Source organism: Paenarthrobacter sp. PPS72 (genome assembly GCF_048537125.1).
Taxonomy (GTDB): Bacteria; Actinomycetota; Actinomycetes; order Actinomycetales; family Micrococcaceae; genus Arthrobacter; species Arthrobacter nitroguajacolicus_E.
Genome location: NZ_JBLYIE010000057.1, coordinates 18,131 through 40,884 on the forward strand (window position 1 = coordinate 18,131; position 22,754 = coordinate 40,884).

Sequence of the window (22,754 nt, forward strand, 5' to 3'; positions counted from 1 at the left end):
AGAAATAAACGCGGATTGATGCCGAAGAGCTTGTACTTGCGGCAAGTGAAATTTTAGCGTCGATCCTGCCAACACCACTACAGGCGCGGCAAAGGGTGACGGACTCCATAGCCACGCCATGTAATAGCCGGGGGCTTCATCCCCGTTCCGGGCTATTACGGGGGTCTTGGCCTATATATGCCCCGGGAGGCATACTCGCTCCGAAGACGGGGCCGGGCTCCGGCCGCTTAGGGTGCCGGCCGTCGTCGGCGTTTCGCTGCGTCAAGCGCCGCACAACCCATGGGAAGAGATGCTCCCTGGCCCAAATGATGTCGCCCACCCGCGCCTCACGCCAACTGCGCTCGGGTAAGGGTTTGGGTGTCAAAGGCTCCAGAGTGTGCGGGACGTTAAGGGTATCGAGAACCATCATGGCGATGGTGTGTTGACCAAGCGGGGAGAAGTGAAGCCTGTCCGGATCCCACATCCGGGGGTCCGTGAGTTGGCGCAGTGCCCAGAGATCGGCGATCACGGCGTCATGGCGGGCGGCGACCACCCGGATGTTCTCGTTGTAGATGGCTACCTTCCCCCGGGTGCGGCCCAGCACCGGGGTTGCGCCCCAGTCCGGGCCTGTAAACAGCACGATGGTGGCGCCGGTGGATGCCAGTTTTTCCACTGCCGCATCCAGCTCGAGGGCAAGCTTGTCCGGATCACTCCTATGGAAGAGCACGTCATTACCGCCGCCGTTAAGGGTGATCAGATCAGGTTGCAGCTCGATTGCCGGCTCCACCTGCTCTTCGAGAATCTGGTGAAGCAGCTTTCCGCTGATGGCCAGGTTGGCGTAGGCGAAATCCTCGTGCCCGGCGCTCAATTCTTCGGCGACCCGGTCCGCCCAGCCGCGGAGGCCGCCGGGGCTCCGCGGCTCGGGATCGCCCAAGCCCTCAGTGAACGAGTCGCCCAACGCCACATAGCGGCTCCACGGGTGCAGGCCAGCCCGGAAGCTACCGGAACCACCCTGCGCGCTGGCACCGGGAGCGTTCATGCCTCCATAGTGCGCTTACTGAACGCCGAGCACCATGGGTGGTGTTCGGATGCCCGTTTTGGTTGTCACTCCCATCGCCTACCATGGCAAACACCGTCGAAGGAGAAAATATATGGGCGCCATGGATGAGCTGGTCAATCCCACTGTGGTCACCCAACTGCAATCCATACTCGTGGGCGTTGAGCCCGGCCTCGAACTGCCAACGCTGGAGCGCTCACGTAACTCCCTTGACGGACAACGCCTCCGGCAGCGGGTTGACATTGTCAGGGATGCGCTCCTCCAGGACCTGCCGGCAGGCTACCTCGCTGTTCAGGAGATCGTGCTCGATGCTCTTGATGACCCTCGCTTTGCGGGCTGGATGCTCTGGCCAGTCACCGAAGTCGTGACCGGCAGGGCACTACAATCCGGGTCGCTCACCCACTTTGATGCCGCTCTTACGGTCCTGTCCCGCCTGACGAGCAGGTTAACGGGAGAGTTCGCTGTCCGTGACCTCATAGCCGCCCGGCCGGAACGAGCCATCGCCACAATGCAAACCTGGACGAATCACGACGACGAAAACGTCCGCCGGCTCGCTACCGAGGGCTCCCGCGCCTACTTGCCGTGGGCCAAGAGAAGCTCACATCCCGCCGGATTCTCCCGGGTGAGACCGTCACCGTCGCAAAGGCACACTCCTTCCGCCCGATAACAACCCGTACCTACTACCCGGGCCAGCATTACGTGGTAGTCCAGGCAAATGGCGTCGCGTCGGCGCCTGCCCACTTCGTCGTTAACAAGAGCGAGCCCAGCTAGACCCACCTTCCGCCGCAGGTCCTCACGTGCTTCAGGTGCCCATCAGCCGCTGCATCTGCTCGCCCGCATCACTACCCGGCGCTGGCGTATAGACAACGATATGGAGGTCCGGCCTGTCCGAGGGTGAAACCTGGTGATGCTCAAGCTGCAGCACGCCAACCGCCGGGTGGTGGAACTGGCGCTCGCGTGATTCGAAGCCCAGGATGTCGTATCGGTCCCAGCTTTCCTGGAACTCCGGACTGGATTCCTTGAGCCGATCCACCTGGTACGCCACGTCCGGATCGCCAAGCCGTTGCCCGGTTTCGGCCCTGAACTCCGCCAAAAAGCGCTTGCTCGTGACGTCCCAGTCCGGAAGTAGGTCGCGGATGTAGGGGTCTGTGAAGACCAACCACAACAGGTTCCTGTCGGCGGCGTCGAACGTTCCGATGTTGGGGTACAGCGCCTCGTATGCGCGATTCCAGCCGGCTATGCCCCAGTCGGGGGAGAGCGCGTAGGAAGGGTTCGGGTCCAAGGCATCCAAGAGCCGCTGCACGTGAGCCGGCGCATCTGCCGCTACGGGGCCCTTGGGGAGCGCGGACGAGTACCCGCCCAGGGAGAGAACGTAGCTCAGGCCTGTATCGGACAAATGCAGGGCCCGCGCTATGGACTCAAGGACCTGCCGCGACGGACTGATGTCCCGGCCCTGCTCAAGCCACGTGTACCACGTGACGCTGACCCCGGAGAGGAAGGCGATCTCCTCCCGGCGGAGGCCGCGCTCGCGGGAACGCCCTACAGGTGGCAACCCGTAATCCGAACGCAGGGCCTGGTTGCGGCGGGTTCTGAGGAAGAGTCCCAGTTCCTTACGCCTCTCGTCTTTCACGGACTCAACACTATTACTCTGGTACTTTCACTACTAGTAGCAGCACCGTCTTCCGCCGTGCGTAGAAGAACAGCAGGATGGTACCTATGCCTGCACTTCGCTCCAGAACAGTTACCCACGGCCGCAACATGGCCGGAGCCCGCGCACTGCTGCGCGCCTCCGGCGTCGCGAACACAGATATCGGCAAGCCGATCATCGCCGTGGCCAACTCCTTCACCGAATTCGTCCCCGGCCACACCCACCTCGCCCCCGTGGGCCGGATCGTCTCCGACGCGATTCTTGCCGCGGGCGCTGTCCCGCGCGAATTCAACACCATCGCCGTGGATGACGGAATCGCCATGGGCCACTCGGGCATGCTCTACTCCCTGCCATCCCGTGACCTGATCGCCGACTCCGTTGAGTACATGGTCAACGCACACTGCGCCGACGCCCTGGTTTGCATCTCCAACTGCGACAAAATCACCCCCGGCATGCTCATGGCAGCGCTGCGCCTGAACATCCCCGTGGTATTCGTCTCCGGTGGTCCCATGGAAGCCGGCCGCGTGACCCTGACTGACGGTTCCGTGCGCTCCCTGGACCTGGTGAACGCGATTGCCGACGCCGTGGACGAGTCCATCTCCGATGAAGACATCAACCTCATCGAAGAGAACGCCTGCCCCACCTGTGGCTCCTGCTCCGGTATGTTCACCGCCAACTCCATGAACTGCCTTGCCGAGGCCATCGGCCTGGCCCTGCCGGGCAACGGCTCCGTGCTCGCGACCCACACCGCCCGCAAGGCGCTGTATGAGAAGGCCGGGGCCACCGTCGTCGAGCTCGTCAAGCGTTATTACGACGGCGACGACGAGTCCGTTCTGCCGCGCTCCATCGCCACTGCCGAGGCTTTTGACAACGCCATGGCACTGGACATCTCCATGGGCGGCTCCACCAACACCATCCTGCACCTGCTGGCAGCAGCCCAGGAAGCGGGCGTGGATTACGGCCTGGCCGAGATGGACGCCAAGTCCCGCCAGGTGCCCTGCCTGGCCAAAGTGGCCCCGAACGTCGCCGGGGACAAGAGCTACTACATGGAGGATGTGCACCGCGCCGGCGGCATTCCCGCCTTGCTGGGTGAGCTGAACCGCGGCGGCCTCCTGCACAAGAACGTCCACTCGGTGCACTCCAACGATCTTGATGGTTGGCTGGACGACTGGGACATCCGCGGCGGCAAGGCTACTGAGGAAGCGCAGGCACTCTGGCACGCCGCTCCCGGCGGCGTCCGCTCCTCCACGGCGTTCTCCCAGTCGAATCAGTGGACCTCCTTGGACACCGATGCCGAGGGTGGCTGCATCCGTTCCGTGGAACACGCATACTCCAAGGATGGTGGCCTGGCCGTGTTGCACGGCAACGTCGCCGTGGACGGAGCCGTGGTCAAGACCGCAGGCGTGGACGAGTCCATCTGGATTTTCGAAGGCCCCGCAGTCGTGTGCGAATCGCAGGACGAAGCCGTGGAAAAGATCCTGAACAAGTCCATCAAGGAAGGCGACGTGGTGGTCATCCGCTACGAAGGCCCCAGAGGCGGCCCGGGCATGCAGGAAATGCTCTACCCAACCTCGTTCCTCAAGGGCCGCGGCCTGGGCAAGAAGTGCGCCCTCATCACGGACGGCCGCTTCTCCGGCGGCACCTCCGGCTTGTCGATCGGCCACATTTCCCCGGAGGCTGCCTCCGGCGGCGCCATCGCCCTGGTGGAGGACGGAGACATCATCAGCATCGACATCACGCAGCGTTCCCTCCAGTTGCAGGTGTCGGACGAGATCCTCGCTGAACGACGCGAAAAACTCGAAGTCAACGGCGGCTACAAGCCGAAGGACCGCGAACGCCACGTTTCTCCGGCGCTGCGGGCTTACGCTGCGATGGCCCTATCCGCTGACAAGGGCGCCGTGCGTGACGTCTCGCTGGTGGAAAACCTCTAGGGCGCCTGCTTGCCTTGAGAGCTCCGCGGCCGCGATTCGCCTTCCGCGTACGTGTCCAGCAACGTCCGTGCGTGCTCACCGTCACTGCCTTCTTCAGCCAGTGCGGCGCGCATGCCCTTCAACTTCTCTGCTCCGGCAGGGAAGGGTGGGAGCAGCGGGATGTTTGGATCGGTGAGGACTTCGATGACTGCAGGGCGATCCACCGAAAACGCGTAGTCCCAAGCGTCGCCGAGCTTGGCGGGGTCCTCCACCCGGATCCCCGCCAAGCCCAGCAGCTCAGCATAGGCCGCGTAAGGGAAGTCCGGGATTTCCTGGCTGGCAGGGAAGCGCGGTTCGGCCTCCGTTTCACGCTGTTCCCAGGAGACTTCGGCGAGGTCGCGGTTGTTGAAGACACAGACGACGAACCTGGGATCCGCCCAATCGCGCCAACGGTGGGCCACCGTGATCAGTTCAGCCACGCCCAGCATCTGCATGCCGCCATCGCCGGCGAAGGCCACAAGCGGCCGGCCGGGATGGGCAAGTTTCGCCGCCAGCCCGTAAGGGATGGCACAACCCATGCTGGCGAGCGTGCCGCTCAGGTGCGCGGGGACTCCGGGCGGAAGAGTCAACTGGCGCGCGTACCAGTAAACACAGCTGCCGACGTCGATACTCAACTGGGCGTCGCCGGGGAGCCTGCCGTTGAGCTCGCGGACCACCAGTTCCGGATTGACGGGCTCGGCGGGGACGTTGGCCCGTTCCCCTGAAAGGCGACGCCACGCGCGGACCTGGGTTTCGACGTCGGAACGCCACTGGGTGCGTGATGGCTGGTTCCGTGATTCGAGGCGATTACCGAGCGCGGTCAGTGTCTCTGCTGCGTCACCCACCAACCCGACCTCCACCGGGTAGCGGTTGGCGATCTTGCGGCCATCGATGTCGATTTGGACGGCCTTGGCGGTGCCGGGCTTGGGGTAGAACTCGGTCCAGGGGTCGTTGGAGCCGATGATCAGCAGGGTGTCGCAATTTTCCAGCAAGTATGCGCTGGCGGTGGTGCCCAGGTGGCCCATGGTTCCCGCCGCGAAGGGGAGTGTCTCGTCCACGTAGGGCTTGCCGAGCAGGCTGGTGGTGATTCCGGCGTTCAGCTGTTCTGCCAGTGCCACTACTTCCTGTTGGGCTCCGCGGGCGCCTTGGCCAACGAACAACGCTATCCGTTCACCTTTGGAGAGGATGTCCGCTGCGGCGTCGAGTTCTTTCTCGCGCGGCATGACCCGTGCCGGATGCCAGAGGGGAGCGGTGACCACAATTCCGTGTTCGTGCTCAAGCTCCGGGGCGTCCGCGGTCTGGATGTCGTGGGGCACGATCACGACGCACGGTGATTTGGTTTCGAGGGCTGTGCGGAAGGCGCGGTCGATCAGCATGGGGACCTGCTCGGGAGAACTGGCAAGCTGGGCGAACTGTGCGGCCACGTCCTTGAACAGGGTCAACAGGTCGATTTCCTGCATGTAGGCCGAGCCCAGGACCGTGGTGCTCTGCTGCCCGATGATCGCCACTACCGGAACGCTGTCCATCTTGGCGTCGTAGAGGCCATTGAGCAGATGGACGGCCCCGGGGCCTTGGGTGGAGGTCACGACGCCGACGCCTCCGGTGTATTTGCCGTGGCCCACGGCCATGAAAGCCGCTGCTTCCTCGTGCCGGGCCTGGACGAATTCGATCCTGTCCTCGGAGCGCCGGAGGGCGCCCATAAAGCCGTTGATGCCATCGCCGCTGTATCCGAACACCCTGTCCACGCCCCAGGCTTCGAGGCGTTCCACGATGAGATCTGAAACTGTTCGCTGAGTCATGCCATGGCTCCTCTAGTCAGTAGGTAGGGGTACCGTCCCGCAACCATGGTAAGCATGCTTATTTATCAGGAGGCGTTAGTGCGGGATCTCCAGCTGTCCGCTCAAAGGGCGGCGTCGACGCCAAGGTCTTCGAGTGCCCATGACAGGATGCGCAACTCGAAGGGGTGCCGTTCCTGAATTTCAAAGACGTAGGCGTCGAGCTCGAACGCGGGGGCATTTCCACCATGGGCCCAGTATCTGATCCAGAGGTCTTCAAGATCGATGGTCCGGCTCCGTATGAGGTTCCGTGCTGTTCCTCGTGGATCTTCCATGGCAGTTTTTCCCGGTGGTGGCGGCGGGTCGCTCGATCTGAAATGATCAGGTTACTTACTGTTGAACTGTATCTTCTGCTCGGTTTCCGGGGCAATGGGTGACGGGAAGCCGAAGTGTTCCTACCATTAGGCTCATGGAACCCACCGGAAGTGCTGAACACATCAGAAGCCTGCACGAGCTGGTGGTCGGTAGTTCCGACATCCACGGAATTCTCAATGGCGTGACCAGCTTCGCCTGCGACGCCATGAGCAAGGTGGCCGGTGAAAACATCGACTGCGCCCTGACGTTACGCCGGCGCAAACGAACCGCCACTGTTGCGGGCAGCAGTGAGAGGGCTGTTTATCTGGACAAGATTGAACAGGAGCTCAAACAGGGCCCTTGCCTGGAAGCCTTGGACCTTGGCCGGCCGGTCCTGCTGGCAGACGTTGCCACCGATACCAACTGGCCGTTATACAGCCGGGCCTTGGAAGCTGAAGGTGTCGGCAGCGCCTTGGGCGTACCCATGGACCTCGGAGAGACATCTGAAGCGGTCATCAACTTCTTCGCCCCCACGGCCGGAACTTTCACCGATGTTGTCATGGCTGAAGCTGCCGCTTTCGCCGACGTGGCCGGCAGTACCTTGCGCCTGGCCATCAGGATCGAAACCGTGGAGCAGCTCAACGCGGATCTGAAGACGGCAATGTCCTCCAGGACGGTCATTGACCTTGCCTGCGGCGTCATCATGGCCCAGAACCGTTGCGGCCAGGATGAGGCGTTCAGTGTGTTGACCAAAGCTTCAAGCCATCGAAACCAAAAACTTCATGCGGTCGCCTCGGAGATCATTGCCAACCTCAGCGGCAGTAGTGACAATCAGCTGCGATTTGACGACTGACTGAGCGAAACCACCGATTAGCTGAACGCGGTGCGGAAGGCGGCCAGGGCGGCGTCGCCTGCTTGAATGCCGGGTCCGCCTACAGCTCCCGCCTCCATACCGACCACTCCGGTGAATCCGGTGTCCCGGAGAGCCTTGGCGATTGCAGGGTAGTTGATCTCTCCGGTGCCCGGCTCGAATCTCCCCGGAACGTCAGCCACTTGGATTTCGCCGATGAAGGGCCGGGCCGCGCGGACCAGCTCAATCAGGTTCCCTTCGCCAATCTGCGCATGGTACAGATCCAGCATCATCTTCACCTTGGGGTGATTTGCGGCCTGCACCAGCGCGAGGGTGTCCTTGGCCCGGGCAAGTGGAATGCCCGGGTGGTCGAGAACCGTGTTGAGGTTTTCCAAGGCAAACGTGATGCCGTGCTTTTCGCCAAGTTCGCCCAACTTCTCCAAAGTGCGGAGCCCGGTCAGCCACATCTGACCGGTGGGCCGTTGGGTTGGCCGGACTGCGCGGCCACCCTCGCCAAGTTCGGCGGGATGAACCACCATGCGCTCCACCCCGAGCTGCAGTGCTGTGGGAATCAGCTTCTCAGCCGAGGCCAGGACTTCGTGGGCGCTATCGGGATCGATCACGCTGCCGCCAAAGTAGCCACTCATGGAGGAGAATGTGGCTCCGGTGGCTGCGAGGCCGTCAATATCGCGGCCCCGGGTGTCCCACAACTCAACTTCAAACCCTTGATCCTTGATGCGGCGCACGCGGTCCAGCAGCGGAAGCTCGCCGTAGACCATCTCAGCGCACACGGCCAAGCGGAAACTCATGCTCCAGGCTCCTGCAAGCGAGTTGCGCCCTGCATTCCAGGCTCAGCGGGCCTAAGCTCCGCGATCGAGGAAAGCTCCACTGGCTGTCCGGTTTCGGCTGACTGGCGGGCAGCCAACGCCACGGCCAAGGCATTGCGGGCATCCACCCCGCCAGGAGCTGCAATCCCGGGTGCGGTTGCCGCCGTCGCAGATCCTCCAGGGATGCCGCGACGTGCGCTGACGTCGTCCGCGAAGTGCGCGAGCTCCGCCGTGTAAGCGTCATGGAAAAGGTGAATGTTCAGGCGGTGGGTGTCCGATTCGATCCCTGCGGCGGTATAGCTCGTGGCTGAGGTTGCTTGGACGCTGCCCGCGGTGACCATTCCCGCGGAGCCGAAGACTTCACCGCGGACATCGTAGCCGTAAAGCGCATTAAAGTTGGCTTCCGCTACAGCAATGGCGCCGTTGCTGTAGGTAACGGTCACCACCGCTGTGTCCAGGAGCCCACCGGCTTTGGCTTCAGGCGCCACCAAGGCGTCCGCCACCGCATGCACCCTGATCGGAACCGCGCCGGGATTCAACCAGTTCAGGGTATCGAAATCGTGAATGAGGGTTTCAGTGAAGATCGTGCCGGGGGCGATGCGTTCAGGGTTGCCGATCCCTGCTTCAGTCCCGGGGTCCCGGGTTAGGGACCGGAGCAGTTGGGGAACGCCCACGGCGCCGTTGTCGATCAGCTTCCGCGCGGCCGCGAAGTCGGCGGAATAGCGCCGATTAAAGCCCAAGCGAAGCACGACGCCGGCACGCGTCGCCGCATCGATGGCGGAATCGAGTTCCTCAATGGTTCGCCCGCCGGGCTTCTCGCAGAAGACGTCCTTGCCTGCCCTGGCTGCTGCCTCGATCAGCTCTGCATGGAAGCGCATGGGGGCCGCAATCAGCACGGCGTCTACCTCCGGATCGGCCAGGACGTCCGCGACGTCCGTGCTGATCTTGCTCACGCCCAGTTGGCTGGCGAGTGCTTCGAGGGACGGCAGGACGGGGTCGGTCAGTGCTTCCAACTTTGCGTTGGGAAGGCGTTTCGCAATTGATTCAGCGTGGAATGTGCCGATCCAGCCGGTGCCTATCACGGCGATTCGAACCGGCTGATTCATAGTGGCGGGGTGCTGAAGGTAGGTCATGTACTGCTCCTCAAGGCGGGCTCTAGATCGTTCTAGTTTCCAATGCTCGCATGCGGGAGTGGGTGCCGTCTAGATCGATCTAGTTATCTTGTTTGCTGGCCGCCGTGGGCAAGGTAGCGGCTGCGCGGGTGGATCTGGTGATGTGGAGTGCCAACTGAGCCAACGGTGCCAGCGCCAAAAGGAGGAGGACGCTGGCCGCTGCGGCCACGCCCGTAAGGAAGACCAGGCCCGCCATGACCAGAAGGTAGGTGTCCGGCGCCTCGGCCATGGACAGGGCGGCAGGTGACGTAAGTACGTTGAGGGGATTCATGTTTTGCTCCTGCGGGCATCCGGTGCCTGTTTTTCCGGCTACTTGGAAGTGTTCGGAAGGGCCCAATCGTGTCGGAAAAAATAATCCTCGAAACCCCGCGTCACGTTTCCGCAGGTCAGAGCACATATTGAGTGCCCATGTCGTTGAACTGCGTACTGCGCCGTTGCCCTTTTCGGCTGCGTTGTGGTTCATCGGCGGAGTTAGCAGTGGCGGGTGTGGCGGGTTCTGGGGCCCGCCCGGGGCGCCGTCACTGCGTAAACCGGGCTAGTGCGGTCGGTCGTCTGAGTCGCGACCGACCGCACGATCCGGTGATGGGCTGTGTTGTGAGCGCAATCAACCCTAGACTGTGCCCCATGGCGCACACCCAGCCCCGAACCTTCCGCGCTCTCTTCCCGATCCTCGTTGCTGCAGCCTTCTTGGCCGGCTGTGGCGGTATCGGCACCACGAGTCCGTTTGTTGGTGAATGGGGTGACGCCAAGGACACCAAGCAGCCTTCCCTGAACCTCGCCTCGGACGGCAAGGCAACTGGCACGGATGGTTGCAATCGGTTGATGGGCTCCTGGAAAGAGGATGGAAAAACCATCACATTCGGCGGGTTCAGTTCCACGCGGATGGCCTGCGAAAGCGTTGACACGTGGCTTTCCAATGCTTCAACCGCGAAGATTCAGGAAGACGGGAAGCTAGCGGTGTTCGGCCAGGACGGATCCCAAATCGGAACTCTGTCCGGAAGCAGCTAGCCACGTAGCTGACAGGATTATCCGGCTTTAGATCGTTCTATAGAATGACTCGGAACGAAGGAGAGCCATGACCGGGAAACGGCCCACGCTAATGGATGTGGCTGAGGCCGCGGGTGTTTCCCGCGCCCTCGTTTCAATTGTGATGCGCGGCGCTCCGGGAGCCTCCGAAGCTACCCGCCTCAAAGTCCAGGAAGCGGCGCGCCACCTTGGGTACCGTCCCGACAGTCGCGCACGGCTCCTCCGCAGTAACCGGACCCGTCTCCTGGGGGTCAGTTTCTCCACCGCCCACCCCTTTCACGCTGAACTTGTTGACGCTGCCTATGCCGGAGCCGCCCTTCGCGGCTATGACATCGCCCTGAGTGCCGTGGCCAACGGAAGGCCCGAAGCGCGGGCCGTTGAATCGCTTCTGGACCTCGGGTGTGAGGCCCTGATCATGATTTCCCCAAGTCTGGCTGAGCATGAATTGGCCGCGTACGCCATACGATTACCCGTGGTCAGTTTGCTCCGCGACGACGTCGGCCACACCTTGGATTCAGTCAGCAGTGACGATCAAGCGGGCATGCGCATCGCCGTGGAGCACCTTTCCTCGCTGGGACACCGGCGGATAGCGCACGTTGATGGCGGAGACGCCGTCTCAGGGCCGCAGCGCCGCGAAGCCTTCCGCACCGAGATGGCGCGCCGCGGGCTGGAGAGCCGCATTGTCCCCGGTGGCGCTACGGAGGAAGACGGGCAGCGCGCCGGCCGCGAATTGCAGGAGGACCTGCCCACCGCCGTCGTGGCCTTCAATGACCGTTGTGCCTTGGGCGTTTGGGAAAGTTTCAGGGCCGCAGGCCTCCGCGTGCCTGACGATGTGTCCGTCCTGGGTTACGACGATAGCCAGTTCGCCCGTCTCAGCTACGTTCAGTTGTCCTCGATCAGCCAGGACGCCCCCCTCCTGGCGCGCGTTGCCGTTGATCGTGCCGTGGATCGTCTGGAGGGCTCGACGCCGGCAGCGCACGTCGTGCGAACACCGCACCTGGTAGTCAGAAATACCACTGGCCTGGCGTCGTCAGGCGCCAGCTGAGTTTCCGTGGCCCGATCCTTGTGTTCGTCGGCGGCACCCAGGATTACTTATACGGAGTCGGGCTGCGCGTCTGCAGATTCTGAGTCCACGTTGTTGGAGGTCAAGGGGTTCTCAATTTCATCCGTCATCATGCGTGCCGCGAAGAGCGCCATGAAGGCCATGATGGGGCACACCAGACCGGCGACGAAGAAGATGAGCCAGATAGGAACCACCTCAGCCAAAGGTCCGGCGAGGGCCACGGACACCGGCATAAGGGCCAACGAAACGAAGAAGTCCAAGCTCGATATCCTGCCCAGCAAATGCCGTGGCACCCGACGTTGCAGGAGCGTTCCCCAGATGACCATGCCCACTCCCTCGGTGGCACCGAAGACCAGCATGGCGGCACCGAGCATCCAGAAGCTGTCCATGAACCCGATCGCCGCCACAGGCAGGCTTCCCAGGCCCCACGTCACCACCATCACCGTCAGGTATCGCCGGGGAAGACGGAACGTTGCCGTGGCCAGCGCGGCAGCGGCACTTCCCACCCCCATGACTGCCAGCAGGAAGCCGAACGTCCTCGAGTCACCACCCAGCTGATCCCGGACCACAAACGGCAGCAGGACTTCTATTGGTCCGATCAGGAACAGCACGGACAGGCATGCCCAAATCAGTGTCCACAGAAGCCAGGGTGTGCGGATCGTGTAACTGAATCCCTCCCGGAGATCCTTGACCAGGGACGAATTCGCCGGCGCCTCACTCGATGCGGAAGTGTCCGGCCCCAGCCCTTGGTGACTCAGGAAATTCACGATCCCGAACGCCAGCAAGTGGCAGACGGCAACCCCGGCCACAGCGTGCGCCGGGGAGAGCGCTGCTACCAATACTCCCGCAAGGGCAGGGCCGGCCGCCTGCTGCAAAACGGGCCTGACTGTGCCTTCCAATCCGTTCGCTGCCAAAAGATCGTCCGCAGGCAGGATACGCGGCAGTATTGCCGAGTACGCAGGAAAGAAGAATGCCTGGCCCACACCCAGAATGAAAGCGCCGATGGCCAGGTGCCACAGTTGAAGGACGTTGAACATGGCCAGCGCTGTGATGGTGGCAATGACTGCCAGGTTGGCGCCCTCCACTGCGATAATCAGGAACCGCTGCGGAAACCTAGACCTGCGCCATGACACTGTGGCAGAGGCGTGGGTGCCGTGATTGGCGTACCGGTGGTTGGTGCCGTGGTTGGCGTCCCGGTGACCCGAACGAAGTCGGGGAGGAAGCTAAGTTATGAAGCGCCCGACGGCGGGGCGTCGTCGTCGTCGATGTCCGGACCTTCCGCAGGGTCTTGGCTATGCAAGCCGGTATCGTGCGAAACCCAGCCTTCCGTTTCACCCTCTGCCGGGGCGTCGGTGTGGTGCCGGATGACATGCTCGGTCTTGTCTGTCGCTTTCATGGGGGATGCTCTCTGTCCTGGCGTGGACTGCTTCCGTGAGTGCATCCCAGTCTACGCCGCAGGACGGCGGTTTTGGCGTCCGCTCTGCGCGGAAAACTGTCCACATAAGCCCATGAACAGCCCTCGCCAGGTGAGGGCGTGGCATAGGCTGAAGCCAGCAGTTCCCCGTGAAACGACTAACTGCCAAGGAGAGGTGAAGATGCCCAAGCGCCCCAACCCGGCGGTGAAGATCGCCCAGGAAACAGCCCACAACGCAGTCTTTGACGCCGAGGGCAATGCCAAGCCCGGAGTGCACAATGTGCTGCTGAAGGCCGTCGAAGTCCAGCGACCCTTGGTCCTGGCCAACCTTCGCCGGCTCCAACGCAGGTACCCCCATGATTCACCGGCACAGCTTGCCGCCAAACTTGAGCGCCACTACCTGCTGGCCATCTCCGGCGGTGGTGCTGCGGTGGGCGCTACCGCCGTCGTGCCTGGTATTGGAACCGCGGCGTCCCTGGGACTTTCCGCGCTCGCAACAGTGGGCTTCCTGGAGACCACTGCACTCTATGCTTCGTCCCTGGCGGAGCTCCACGGCATCCGGCTGACAGACCCTGTGCGTGCGCAAACCATGGTTATGGCCATCATGCTGGGAGAAGAAGGCACGTCCATGTTGGGCGCCCTGAGCGGTCAATCGCTGGGTCGCGGCAAAGGTGTGACCAACGCGTGGGGCCGGACGCTCACCAAGAAGATTCCCGGAAGCGGCTTCGGGGTCATCCGTGACTCAATCCAGCGCGCGTTCCTGAAGAACCTCCTGAAACGGCAAGGGACCGCGTTCCTCGGCCGTGCCCTGCCGTTCGGTGTGGGCGCCGTAGTAGGTGGAGCAGGAAACCTGATGATGGGCCGTGCCGTGGTGTCCACTGCCAAGGATGCGTTCGGACCCCTGCCGGATACCATCCCTGGCGAGTTGCTCCCCAACGCACCAAAGAACGTCTTGAACAACACAACCCTGGAAGGCGGTAGCGGTGGATCTGAACGCTGACCTGGGGGAGTCTTTCGGCTCCTGGACCATGGGAGACGACGCCTCGATGTTCCGCATCGTGAGCAGCGCCAACGTGGCCTGCGGCTTCCACGCCGGAGACCCCCTCACCATGCTGGACAGCTGCCGGGCGGCGTTCGAACTGGATGTCCGCGTCGGTGCCCATGTTGGGTACAGGGACCTGGCGGGCTTTGGCCGACGCTCCCTGGACATGACGTTCGACGAACTCTTTGGCGATGTTCTCTACCAATTAGGCGCCCTGGACGGCATGGCCCACGCGGTGGGAGCTTCGGTGGATTACGTGAAGCCCCACGGTGCGCTTTACAACAGGATTGTCCGGGACGCTGAGCAGGCCGAAGCCGTAGTGGCTGCTGTCCATGCTTACGATCCCGGGCTGCCGGTCCTGGGTTTGCCCGGATCAGCGTGGCTGACACTCGCCGAAGAATCCGGGCACCCTGTGTTCCGCGAAGCGTTCGTGGACAGGGCCTACCTGCCCGACGGAACACTGGTACCGCGAACGCAGGAAGGTGCTGTGCTGCATGACCCGGACGCCGTCGTGGCCCAGGCCGTCCGGCTTGCAACGCGCAAGGAAGTGCTGGCCATAGACGGAACCGTCGTTCCGGTGCAGGCGGAATCGCTGTGCATCCACGGTGATACGCCCGGTGCGGTCAACATGGCAGCTGCCGTTCGGGAGGGCCTTGAACAGGCCGGCGTCCAGATTGAAGCCTTCGCGTAACTCTGTCTCTGGGGAGGCCCTATGGGTGCGGTAGTGGTGGAGCCGGGTTCGGCCACGCTGGTTCTCGATCCTGGGCAAGTACTGGACCGCGCGTCCATGCACTTGGCAAATGCCCTCCTGGGTAACCCTGGCTCTGCAGCCGGACTTGAAGTGCTGTTGGGCGGGCTGAAGCTCAGGTTCGTGACGGGCTCGGCAGTGGCTGTCACCGGTGCCGAAGGCATGGTGACCCTCAACGGCAACGAGCTGCCCTTCAATAAGGCTGTACGGGTGGCGCCCGGCGCAGTGCTTGAGCTCGGCCCTGCCCTGTTTGGGCTTCGATACTACGTGGGGGTCCAAGGCGGAATTTCGGCACAGGCGGAGCCTTTGCAGGCTGGTGCGGCTCTGACATTCGGGCGGTCGCAAGCCCACGCATTCCCGGAGGCAACCCAGCCAGCCCGGCGAGCTTTGGACCCGGAACGTCCTGTGGTTGCCAGGGTTTCGCGCGGGCCCCGGACCCGGAATTACGACGCCGGGACGTGGCTTCGATTGACCAGTGAACCGTGGATTCTCTCGCCGGAGTCGGACCGGGCAGGCGCGCGGCTGGCGGGCCGGCCGCTTGACGTAGATGCGCCCTCCGAGGTTGCTGCAACTGAAGAACACCAGCCCCAACGGCTGATATCAGGCTCTGTCCTGTTGCCGCCGTCGGGCCTTCCGGTTATCGCTTTGGCAGGCCACCCGGACACTGCCCACTCGCCGGTGATCGCAATGGTCCGGGACGAGGACCTGGACTTGATCGGTCAAGCACGGCCTGGCCAAATGGTGCACCTGCTGGGCTGATCAGGAGAAGAGATTTACGCTGTACACCCGCATCCGTCCCTGAGCTACGTTCTCCCTTTCCCGGTCTGAAAGCATGTCGCCCGCTGCCAGGACGCCGCGTTCTTCCCCTCATAGCTTCTGCGCCAACATGACCAGGATGCCGCTGGGGCCGCGAAGATACGTCAGCTTGTAAATGTCCTGGTAGTTCGCCACGCCACGGAGCGGATGGCACCCGTGTTTTGCGGCAATCTGAAGGGCCTGGTCGATGTCGTCCACCGAAAAGGCCACCCGGTGCATGCCGATCTCGTTGGGAAGGGTCGGATTGGTTTCGATCGCGTCAGGGTGGAGGTATTCGAAAAGTTCGAGTTGGCCGTTGCCGTCCGGGGTTTGGAGCACCGCAATTTTCGCGTGGTTGCCATCCAGCCCTACCGCGGTGTCGGCCCACTCGCCGCTGACAGTGTCCCGGCCCACCACGGTGAGGCCGAGATCCGTGAAGAAGGCGATTGTTTCTTCGAGATCCCGGACCGCAATACCGACGTTTTCAAGTTTGATTGGCATGCGTTGAAGTTACCAAGGCCCACTGGATAGCTCCAGGGTCCCGTTACCCAAACAGCAGATGCGCCACAGTGAAGATCGCCAGCCCGGCCAGGGCACCCACCACGGTTCCGTTGATACGGATGTACTGCAGGTCCTTACCCACCTGAAGTTCGATCTTCTTCGAGGTTTCCTCGGCATCCCAGCGGGCTACGGTATCGGAGATCACGCCAGCGATGTCTGAACGGTATGTATTCACCAGATACCCGGCTGCGTCGCCAATCCAGGCGTTGACCTTGCCGGCCAGTTCGTCGTCGTTGACTAGGCGCGCTCCGAAGTCCCGGACGGCGCTCTTGAAACGCTGGCTCAGTTCGCTGTCGGGATCGTCGACGGCGTTGAGCAGCGCGGTCTTCACCGTTCCCCACGTGCGGGATGCCAGTTCCCGAACTTCGGGGTCGCCGAGAATCTGGGCCTTGATGGATTCGGCGCGCTCGATCATGGCGGGGTCGTGCTGCAGGTCTTGGGCCAGATCCGCGAGGTACGCGTCGATCGACTGCCGCACCTGGTGGTTCTGGTCCGCCTGTACTGCGCGAACGAACTTGGACAGTTCCACGTAGACGCGGTCACCCACCAAGCCGTCCACGAACGTCGGCACCCACAGGGGCGAACGATCCGAGACGAGCCTGTTAACCGTTGCATGATTGGCGTCCACCCAGTCGGCTGCCCGGTCAACCAGCAGGTCCACCAAGGTGTGATGGTGGCCGTCCGCGAAGATTCGTTCGGCCATCCGGCCCACGGGCGGTCCCCACGGCGGAGTAAGCAGGTGCTTGCGGACCATGCCCTCGATAACTGCCTGCACGTCGTCGTCGTTCAGGACTGTGAAGGCGCCTCGAATCACCGCGCCGCCTTCCTTGGCAACACGCTCCGCGCCGCCGGGCGCTGACAACCAACGTCCGGCCTTGCGGGCAATGTCGATGCTCGCCAACTTGTCCTGCACAACCTCTTGGGACAGGAAGTTGCTCTCGACGAAGTCGCTGAGCGACTCCCCGATCTGGTCCTTGCGGCGCGGAATGATGGCTGTGTGCGGGATCTTCAGGCCCATGGGGTACTTGAACAGGGCGGTGACGGCGAACCAATCGGCCAACGCGCCCACCATGCCGCCTTCGGCCGCAGCCCTGACGTATTCGAGCCACGGGTACTGCTTCTGGAGTGCGAACGCCACCGTGAAGATCACCGCCATGGCGATCAGCAGCGCCAGGGCCAACCGTTTCATGCGGAGCAGCCCAGCCGCCTTTTCCATATCACCCGCGGAGGGAGCGACGGCGGCGGATGCGCCTCGCGCGGGTGCGGTGCCGGCCGTGGAAGCGGGGTTGGTGACGTCTTCGGTTGGGATTTGTTCAGAGTTCACCTGCATTAGCCCAGCGTAGTCCCCGAGCGTGCAGCGAGGTGGGCTAACGTGTCTGCATGACTAGCGACGACTACGCCCCGCGCCGGCCCAAGGTCTACGCCCACCGTGGCGCCAGCGCCGTCTTTGCAGAGCACACCCGTGCCGCCTATCTCAAGGCCATTGCCGATGGTGCCGACGGTGTGGAATGTGATGTCCACCTGACCCGGGACCAGCATGTGGTGCTTCTGCACGACGCGAATCTGGACAGGACGTCCACCGGCACGGGCCCGGTTGGTGAGCACACCCTGGAGCAGCTCCGGGCCTTGGACTTCTCGTCGTGGAAAGGCGCCCGCATTCCGGATGCCTACGGGGGAGTAGCTGACCAGTTCCTGACCTTGCCGGAGCTGCTGGACATCCTCCGTGGGGCCGGGCGGGACATTGGTTTGGCCATCGAGCTCAAGCACCCCAGCCCGTACGGCCTGAAATTGGAGGATCGTGTACTGGCCCTGCTGGAAGAGGAGGGCTGGACGGCTGCGGAATCCAAGTTGGAGAACATACACATCTCCTTCATGAGCTTTGACACAGACTCGGTTCAGCGTCTGCTGCAGAGCGTTCCCAAGGAATACATCTGCCAGTTGGTGGACGACTTCACGGTGAAGGAGATCCGCCAGGAGCTCGGCCTCGGTTTCCTGACCGGCGGCGCAGTCGCGAACGTCATGCGGGCAACCCAGCTTGAGGCCGAACGTGTCCTGGACGCGGGCGAAGTAGCGATTGCCGGCCCTGGCATCGAGTACGTGAGGGAGCACGCGCGCAACGTTCAACGCTGGTTGGAGTTGGGCAGGATCTTCCGGGTGTGGACGGTTGACTCCGAGAAGGACGTTGCCCTGTGCCAAGGATTGGGTATTCATGAAATCACCACCAACAAGCCGGCCCAGGTGCTCGCGCAGCTGATGGTGTCCAACTAGCTGCTACAAAGTTGGCGTGGCTTTGGGGGCCACCGCGCTTGTGATTGAGTGGTCTCATGTCTTTTCGCTGGTCAGCACAAGCAACCCAAACCACCTCTGCAGTTGCCTTGAGTGCACTGCTCTTGGCCAGCGCCTCCAAGCACTTCCGCACACCCAGGTTCTACTATCCGGTGGTTCCGGAATACCTCTGCCGCAAGGACGAGCCGGGGAGCCGTCCGAATGGACCCCTGGCAGTGATGTCCCGTGAGGAATGGATCGCGTCATCGGGCCTGCTTGAGGTGACCGCCGCCGTCGGACTTTTGATCCCTGCCACCCGCAGAATTGCCGCGGATGCCACCACGGCGATGTTTGCTGCATTCCTCGCAGGGCATATAGACGCACTCCGGCGCGCTTATGGCCCGAAGGGTACGGCCGCTGAACGCCGCATCCACACGGTCCGGCTCCCCCTTCAGATTCCGCTCATCCTGTGGTCCTGGAGCCTGCGGAAATGAGCACCAGTGCTGCCCCGATGAAACTCAGGGAGTCGCCGGCATTCAAAATCGCCGTGTCCTTAAGCATTGCCACGGGTCTCTATGGTGTGTCCTTCGGAGCCTTGGCCGTGGCGTCCGGATTCGACTTCTGGCAAACCATGGTGCTGAGCCTGCTGTTGTTCAGCGGAGGCTCGCAGTTCGCCTTCATCGGTGTGGTTGCCGGCGGTGGTTCCGGAGTGGCCGCTATGACAGCCAGCGCGCTGCTGGGTTTGCGCAACGGCATCTACGGCATGCAGGTCAACGCCATGCTGCGCCCCCGCGGCTGGAAGCGCTACATTTCGGCGCACGTAACCATCGATGAATCAACGGCGACGGCGTCCGGACAGTCCAATCCCGATGAGCAGCGCCGCGGGTTCTGGACAGCCGGCATTGGCATATTCATCTTGTGGAATATCTTTACAGCCGTTGGCGCGCTGGCCGGCGACGCCATGGGTGACCCTAAGCAGTGGGGCTTGGATGGTGCTGCTGTTGCGGCGTTCCTGGCCCTGCTGTGGCCGAGGCTGAAAGGCCGCGAACCTTGGGCAATTGCCGCAGCCTGTGCTCTGGCGACCATCCTGGCCGTGCCGTTCGTCCCCTCCGGAGTCCCTATCTTGGTGGCGGCATTGGTAGCAGGCGTCATCGGCTGGTTCAGCCATGCACGGATGGACGAGGGCCTGGAACCGGACTTGGATCCTTACGCGGAGAAGCACCACCGTGAACACGGGGGCAGGAAATGAACCTCTGGCTGTGGATCCTCATTGCCTGTGCGCTGGCGTACCTGACCAAATTGGTGGGCTACTTTGTCCCGTCCAAACTGCTGGAAAACCCGCGCATCATGCACGTCGCCGGAACCATGACCATCGGACTGCTGGCCTCTTTGACGATTGTAAACGCTGTGGCTTCGGGGCAAGGCTTGGCTCTCGATGCCCGGATCGGCGCCCTGGTTGCTGCCGCTGTCGCCCTGTGGCTGCGCGCGCCGTTTCTCGTCGTAGTGATTTCAGGTGCAGCAGCCGCAGCGTTGCTGCGGCTGCTGGGTTGGGGCTAAAAGTTGGGGCTGAGAGCTACACGGCTTCAGTGAAAGTGACGCCCGGGATGCCTGACTGCTCCGGGAGCGGCCGCGAGGGGCGTTCGGTCCGGATGGCATCCTCAATCAACGCCACGGGACGCTTCCAGGCTTCCGAGCCCGGTTCCATGGTGTCTACTGCGCCGATCAGCATGGCGACGAGACGGACCATGTCCTCGATAGTGATGTCCCGGCGCAGTGAGCCTTGGCCTTGGCCTCGCTCAAGGAGAGCGGCCATGGAGCCGATGAGGCCGCCGGTGATGCCCATGAGGAGTCCGCGTCGGCCGGCGACGGCGTCAAGGAGGTTCGCGTCATCGCTGGCAACCTTCATCACGGCATCGATGACGTTGATGAGTCCTTCCGCAGCGTCCATGCCGTCGAGCGCGGCTGCTGCTACGGGGTCCACGTGCTGGCGGAGCTGGCGCGACAGTGCTGCGAGTACCAGCTGCTCTTTGTCCGAGAAATTGCGGAACAGTGTTGCCGGGCCAACTCCAGCGGTGGCGGCGATGGTCTGAAGGGGTACGTCGGGGCCGTGCTCCCGGAAGCACTGCCTGGCGGCGGTGATGATCTTGTCCACATTGCGTGCGGCGTCTGCCCTGAGGGGCTTGCGTTCAGAGGGCTGTTCCATGCTTGTCAGGGTAGCAACGGAGGCCTCGCGGCCCCTTGTTACGCGGGAGTACGTTGTTATGTGACAAACCGGCACGTGAAACACTGGATTTCATGTTGCTTGCATTCTCAGTCGCCCCTTCGGGCCAGCCCGCTTCCGCCGCCAACGGCGGACCCACCCCCGATGCCTCCGTGCACGACGCCGTCGCTGCCGCCGTCAAGATCGTCCGCGAGTCCGGATTGCCCAACCACACGGACTCCATGTTCACCACCATCGAGGGCGCGTCAGCGCCTAAAGGGGATATGAAGTGATTGTAGCGTTTTCAGTAGCCCCGTCGGGCGCTCCGGCCAGCGGGGAGGCGCCGAGCGACGACTCTGTTCACGACGCCGTGGCCGCCGCAGTAAAGGTCGTCCGGGAGTCGGGCTTGCCCAACCGGACTAGCTCAATGTTTACGGAGATTGAGGGCGATTGGGACGCTGTCATGGACGTCGTCAAACTCGCGACCGAAGCCGTCGGTGCATATGGTTCCCGGGTATCTCTGGTTTTAAAGGCTGACATTCGGCCCGGGTTCACTGGTGAATTGACTGGCAAACTAGATCGCTTGGATCAGGCCATTCGAAACCTCTAGCAGTCGTTTCCACATTTGGAATGTCCTGCGCCCCGGGCGGTCAATCCGTGCTGTGTAGCATTGGTCTTCAATGGGGCAATGGGCCCTTCTGGTGAGGGGACACTTTATGGCGGAAACGCTCCCGTATATGGGTGCATCAGGGCTGGTTTCGAAGATTCTTGACAAGATCAAGGAAGCGAAGACGCCGGACCGTTTTTCTCAGGACTTTCTGGGGTCGGTTCTGGGATTTCCCAGTGGAAGTGCCAAGCCGTTCATACCCTTGGCGAAGAGGCTTTCACTTATCAACTCTGATGGAACGCCTTCCGTCCTGTATAACCAGTTTCGGGGAGGTTCTGATGAGTCTCGAGCTGCCAGGCTGCGGCCATTCGGGCCGGTTACGCTCCTATGTATAAGCGAAATGAGTATGTTGATCGGTTGGACCGCAAGAAGCTCGAAGGGCTAATACGGGAAGTCACCGGCGTCGAGCAAGGGGCAACTGTACTCCGGGCGATAGCCGGGACGTTCGAGGCGCTGAAGCAATATGCGGACTTTAATTCCTCCCTTGAGGACTTCGGAGCCGCCCAGGAAAACCACCTTGAGCCTGCAGAAGCGCCGTCCATGGATAGTCGCTCACCGCTAGACGGTTCACCATTGCGGTTCGGCTACACCATCAATATCAATCTACCCAACACGAATGATATCTCGGTCTTCAACGCGATCTTCAAAAGCCTGAAGGGTCACCTGCTCTGATGAATGGGATTGATCGCATCCAGCTAATGCACATGAGACGACAGTTGTTACAAGTCGAGCTCGACGAAATCTCTGCACGATTTGGCGTCGACTCGGTCTCTCCTGTCGGAGTCGAAGAAGAAACTGTGGAGAACGAGAGCTATTACCTCCAATTTCCACTGAAGATGCCGCATCAGGCCGCCGAGATGGCTACGTACTATCAGATCTTCTACTGCTTGGAGAACTCCATTCGAGATCTCGTGGAGTCGCAGCTCGAAGAGGGGTTTGGCGAAGACTGGTGGGAAACTAAGTGTCCCGAGAACATCAGGACCGCGGTAACAAATAACAAGAAGCGGGAGCAAGATAGCGGTGTAACTCTCCGCTCCTCTCATCCCATCGACTACACAACTTTTGGGGAACTGAACGAGATCATCAAAGCGAACTGGGATATCTTCGGTGCTACCTTCAACAGCCGACGGGGGCTCGAAAAGGTCATGGCGAGCCTGAACTTACTCCGAGGTCCAGTGGCGCATTGTTCTCCCCTTGCGGACGACGAAGTTGTCCGGCTTCACCTCGCCGTTAGAGATTTCTATCGACTTATGGAGTGAGCAGTGTTGCCGGTTTGATTTCCTTGAGAATCCTCGGCCAGCAGTGAGATGTTGGGCTTTGCAAGGTTGGGTCGGGGATCGTTGATGGGTGCGGTGTGTGTGT

29 protein-coding genes and 1 pseudogene are annotated in these 22,754 nt (G+C 62.3%); 18 read left to right on the forward strand and 12 right to left on the reverse strand.

Annotated elements, in window-relative coordinates:
* Positions 1-136: 136 nt before the first annotated feature.
* Entirely contained in the window at positions 137-1,018 is an 882-nt protein-coding gene (locus ACLRGI_RS20045; protein WP_419203207.1) for a GDSL-type esterase/lipase family protein, read from the reverse strand.
* Between the two features lie 112 nt (positions 1,019-1,130).
* Between ACLRGI_RS20045 and ACLRGI_RS20050 the strand changes: the two genes are divergently transcribed.
* Both ACLRGI_RS20050 and ACLRGI_RS23440 read left to right on the forward strand, forming a co-directional pair.
* Positions 1,131-1,703, forward strand: coding sequence for a hypothetical protein (locus ACLRGI_RS20050; RefSeq protein ID WP_419203208.1), 573 nt, complete (start codon positions 1,131-1,133; stop codon positions 1,701-1,703).
* Positions 1,619-1,807, forward strand: coding sequence for a YhaZ family DNA alkylation repair protein (locus tag ACLRGI_RS23440; protein ID WP_503409084.1), 189 nt, complete (start codon positions 1,619-1,621; stop codon positions 1,805-1,807). The genes ACLRGI_RS20050 and ACLRGI_RS23440 overlap by 85 nt, the downstream gene beginning before the upstream one ends.
* Positions 1,808-1,838: 31 nt before the next feature.
* Here the strand turns inward: ACLRGI_RS23440 and ACLRGI_RS20055 are convergent, their stop codons facing one another.
* The gene (locus ACLRGI_RS20055; protein WP_419203210.1) at positions 1,839-2,666 is read right to left on the reverse strand and encodes a helix-turn-helix transcriptional regulator; all 828 of its coding nucleotides are present in this window, start codon (positions 2,664-2,666) and stop codon (positions 1,839-1,841) included.
* 86 nt (positions 2,667-2,752) lie between these two features.
* On the opposite strand from ACLRGI_RS20055, the gene ilvD reads away from it, so the two are divergent.
* Positions 2,753-4,615, forward strand: coding sequence for a dihydroxy-acid dehydratase (gene ilvD / locus ACLRGI_RS20060; protein WP_419203211.1), 1,863 nt, complete (start codon positions 2,753-2,755; stop codon positions 4,613-4,615).
* Here the strand turns inward: ilvD and ACLRGI_RS20065 are convergent.
* Positions 4,612-6,432, reverse strand: a complete 1,821-nt coding sequence (locus tag ACLRGI_RS20065) for a thiamine pyrophosphate-requiring protein (protein ID WP_419203212.1) — start codon at positions 6,430-6,432, stop codon at positions 4,612-4,614. The genes ilvD and ACLRGI_RS20065 overlap by 4 nt on opposite strands.
* A 101-nt stretch (positions 6,433-6,533) precedes the next feature.
* The gene (locus ACLRGI_RS20070; protein ID WP_419203213.1) at positions 6,534-6,743 is read right to left on the reverse strand and encodes a hypothetical protein; all 210 of its coding nucleotides are present in this window, start codon (positions 6,741-6,743) and stop codon (positions 6,534-6,536) included.
* A gap of 134 nt (positions 6,744-6,877) precedes the next feature.
* On the opposite strand from ACLRGI_RS20070, the gene ACLRGI_RS20075 reads away from it, so the two are divergent.
* Entirely contained in the window at positions 6,878-7,615 is a 738-nt protein-coding gene (locus ACLRGI_RS20075; RefSeq protein WP_419203215.1) for a GAF and ANTAR domain-containing protein, read from the forward strand.
* Positions 7,616-7,632: 17 nt separating this feature from the next.
* On the opposite strand, the gene ACLRGI_RS20080 is transcribed toward ACLRGI_RS20075, so the two are convergent.
* From ACLRGI_RS20080 to ACLRGI_RS20090, 3 genes are all read right to left on the reverse strand, one after another.
* Positions 7,633-8,421, reverse strand: a complete 789-nt coding sequence (locus ACLRGI_RS20080) for a TIM barrel protein (protein WP_419203216.1) — start codon at positions 8,419-8,421, stop codon at positions 7,633-7,635.
* On the reverse strand, positions 8,418-9,572 hold the full coding sequence (locus ACLRGI_RS20085; protein ID WP_419203217.1) for a Gfo/Idh/MocA family oxidoreductase: 1,155 nt from the start codon (positions 9,570-9,572) through the stop codon (positions 8,418-8,420). Before ACLRGI_RS20085 ends, ACLRGI_RS20080 begins: the two co-directional genes overlap by 4 nt.
* Before the next feature lie 79 nt (positions 9,573-9,651).
* Complete coding sequence (locus tag ACLRGI_RS20090) at positions 9,652-9,882, reverse strand: hypothetical protein (protein ID WP_419203218.1); 231 nt, start codon at positions 9,880-9,882, stop codon at positions 9,652-9,654.
* Positions 9,883-10,235: 353 nt separating this feature from the next.
* Here ACLRGI_RS20090 and ACLRGI_RS20095 point away from each other — a divergent pair, with 353 nt between their 5' ends.
* Together ACLRGI_RS20095 and ACLRGI_RS20100 are read left to right on the forward strand one after the other, a co-directional pair.
* A complete protein-coding gene (locus ACLRGI_RS20095) occupies positions 10,236-10,619 on the forward strand; it encodes an META domain-containing protein (protein ID WP_419203219.1) in 384 nt (127 codons plus the stop codon).
* Between the two features lie 67 nt (positions 10,620-10,686).
* Positions 10,687-11,682 (forward strand): LacI family DNA-binding transcriptional regulator, encoded by a 996-nt coding sequence (locus ACLRGI_RS20100; RefSeq protein WP_419203220.1) that lies wholly within the window; start codon positions 10,687-10,689, stop codon positions 11,680-11,682.
* Positions 11,683-11,729: 47 nt separating this feature from the next.
* On the opposite strand, the pseudogene ACLRGI_RS20105 reads toward ACLRGI_RS20100, so the two are convergent.
* Both ACLRGI_RS20105 and ACLRGI_RS20110 read right to left on the reverse strand, forming a co-directional pair.
* Positions 11,730-12,815: pseudogene (locus ACLRGI_RS20105) on the reverse strand (MFS transporter); the annotation flags it as partial.
* Between the two features lie 113 nt (positions 12,816-12,928).
* Positions 12,929-13,096, reverse strand: coding sequence for a hypothetical protein (locus ACLRGI_RS20110; RefSeq protein ID WP_419203221.1), 168 nt, complete (start codon positions 13,094-13,096; stop codon positions 12,929-12,931).
* 199 nt (positions 13,097-13,295) lie between these two features.
* Here ACLRGI_RS20110 and ACLRGI_RS20115 point away from each other — a divergent pair, with 199 nt between their 5' ends.
* Genes ACLRGI_RS20115 through ACLRGI_RS20125 form a run of 3 tightly spaced genes read left to right on the forward strand, consistent with a single transcriptional unit; the run spans position 13,296 to position 15,663 of the window.
* Positions 13,296-14,114 (forward strand): hypothetical protein, encoded by an 819-nt coding sequence (locus ACLRGI_RS20115; protein ID WP_419203223.1) that lies wholly within the window; start codon positions 13,296-13,298, stop codon positions 14,112-14,114.
* Positions 14,098-14,847: a LamB/YcsF family protein gene (locus ACLRGI_RS20120; RefSeq protein WP_419203224.1), complete on the forward strand. Its 750-nt coding sequence runs from the start codon at positions 14,098-14,100 to the stop codon at positions 14,845-14,847. The genes ACLRGI_RS20115 and ACLRGI_RS20120 overlap by 17 nt, the downstream gene beginning before the upstream one ends.
* Before the next feature lie 21 nt (positions 14,848-14,868).
* On the forward strand, positions 14,869-15,663 hold the full coding sequence (locus ACLRGI_RS20125; RefSeq protein ID WP_419203226.1) for a 5-oxoprolinase subunit C family protein: 795 nt from the start codon (positions 14,869-14,871) through the stop codon (positions 15,661-15,663).
* A 108-nt stretch (positions 15,664-15,771) separates the two neighbouring features.
* On the opposite strand, the gene ACLRGI_RS20130 is transcribed toward ACLRGI_RS20125, so the two are convergent.
* Positions 15,772-16,200, reverse strand: coding sequence for a VOC family protein (locus ACLRGI_RS20130; protein ID WP_419203227.1), 429 nt, complete (start codon positions 16,198-16,200; stop codon positions 15,772-15,774).
* 43 nt (positions 16,201-16,243) lie between these two features.
* Positions 16,244-17,590 carry a DUF445 domain-containing protein gene (locus ACLRGI_RS20135; protein WP_419203228.1) on the reverse strand — a complete coding sequence of 449 codons (1,347 nt, stop codon included), beginning with the start codon at positions 17,588-17,590 and terminating at the stop codon, positions 16,244-16,246.
* Positions 17,591-17,640: 50 nt separating this feature from the next.
* Between ACLRGI_RS20135 and ACLRGI_RS20140 the strand changes: the two genes are divergently transcribed.
* From ACLRGI_RS20140 to ACLRGI_RS20155, 4 genes are read left to right on the forward strand one after another with little or no spacing between them, the layout of a single operon-like run.
* Positions 17,641-18,528, forward strand: a complete 888-nt coding sequence (locus ACLRGI_RS20140) for a glycerophosphodiester phosphodiesterase (RefSeq protein WP_419203229.1) — start codon at positions 17,641-17,643, stop codon at positions 18,526-18,528.
* A 56-nt stretch (positions 18,529-18,584) separates the two neighbouring features.
* Positions 18,585-19,019 carry a DoxX family protein gene (locus ACLRGI_RS20145; RefSeq protein ID WP_419203231.1) on the forward strand — a complete coding sequence of 145 codons (435 nt, stop codon included), beginning with the start codon at positions 18,585-18,587 and terminating at the stop codon, positions 19,017-19,019.
* A complete protein-coding gene (locus tag ACLRGI_RS20150) occupies positions 19,016-19,774 on the forward strand; it encodes an AzlC family ABC transporter permease (protein WP_419203232.1) in 759 nt (252 codons plus the stop codon). The genes ACLRGI_RS20145 and ACLRGI_RS20150 overlap by 4 nt, the downstream gene beginning before the upstream one ends.
* Positions 19,771-20,082, forward strand: coding sequence for an AzlD domain-containing protein (locus ACLRGI_RS20155; protein ID WP_419203233.1), 312 nt, complete (start codon positions 19,771-19,773; stop codon positions 20,080-20,082). The genes ACLRGI_RS20150 and ACLRGI_RS20155 overlap by 4 nt, the downstream gene beginning before the upstream one ends.
* Positions 20,083-20,098: 16 nt before the next feature.
* On the opposite strand, the gene ACLRGI_RS20160 is transcribed toward ACLRGI_RS20155, so the two are convergent.
* Positions 20,099-20,728: a TetR/AcrR family transcriptional regulator gene (locus ACLRGI_RS20160; protein ID WP_419203234.1), complete on the reverse strand. Its 630-nt coding sequence runs from the start codon at positions 20,726-20,728 to the stop codon at positions 20,099-20,101.
* Between the two features lie 92 nt (positions 20,729-20,820).
* On the opposite strand from ACLRGI_RS20160, the gene ACLRGI_RS20165 reads away from it, so the two are divergent.
* The 5 genes from ACLRGI_RS20165 (at position 20,821) to ACLRGI_RS20185 (ending at position 22,651) form a co-directional block, all read left to right on the forward strand.
* Entirely contained in the window at positions 20,821-21,018 is a 198-nt protein-coding gene (locus tag ACLRGI_RS20165; RefSeq protein ID WP_419203236.1) for a thiamine-binding protein, read from the forward strand.
* On the forward strand, positions 21,015-21,335 hold the full coding sequence (locus ACLRGI_RS20170) for a thiamine-binding protein (protein ID WP_419203237.1): 321 nt from the start codon (positions 21,015-21,017) through the stop codon (positions 21,333-21,335). Before ACLRGI_RS20165 ends, ACLRGI_RS20170 begins: the two co-directional genes overlap by 4 nt.
* Positions 21,336-21,462: 127 nt before the next feature.
* Complete coding sequence (locus ACLRGI_RS20175; protein ID WP_419203253.1) at positions 21,463-21,777, forward strand: DUF5343 domain-containing protein; 315 nt, start codon at positions 21,463-21,465, stop codon at positions 21,775-21,777.
* Positions 21,699-22,064: a DUF5343 domain-containing protein gene (locus ACLRGI_RS20180; RefSeq protein ID WP_419203254.1), complete on the forward strand. Its 366-nt coding sequence runs from the start codon at positions 21,699-21,701 to the stop codon at positions 22,062-22,064. The genes ACLRGI_RS20175 and ACLRGI_RS20180 overlap by 79 nt, the downstream gene beginning before the upstream one ends.
* Positions 22,064-22,651 (forward strand): Swt1 family HEPN domain-containing protein, encoded by a 588-nt coding sequence (locus tag ACLRGI_RS20185; protein ID WP_419203238.1) that lies wholly within the window; start codon positions 22,064-22,066, stop codon positions 22,649-22,651. Before ACLRGI_RS20180 ends, ACLRGI_RS20185 begins: the two co-directional genes overlap by 1 nt.
* Positions 22,652-22,754 lie beyond the last annotated feature (103 nt).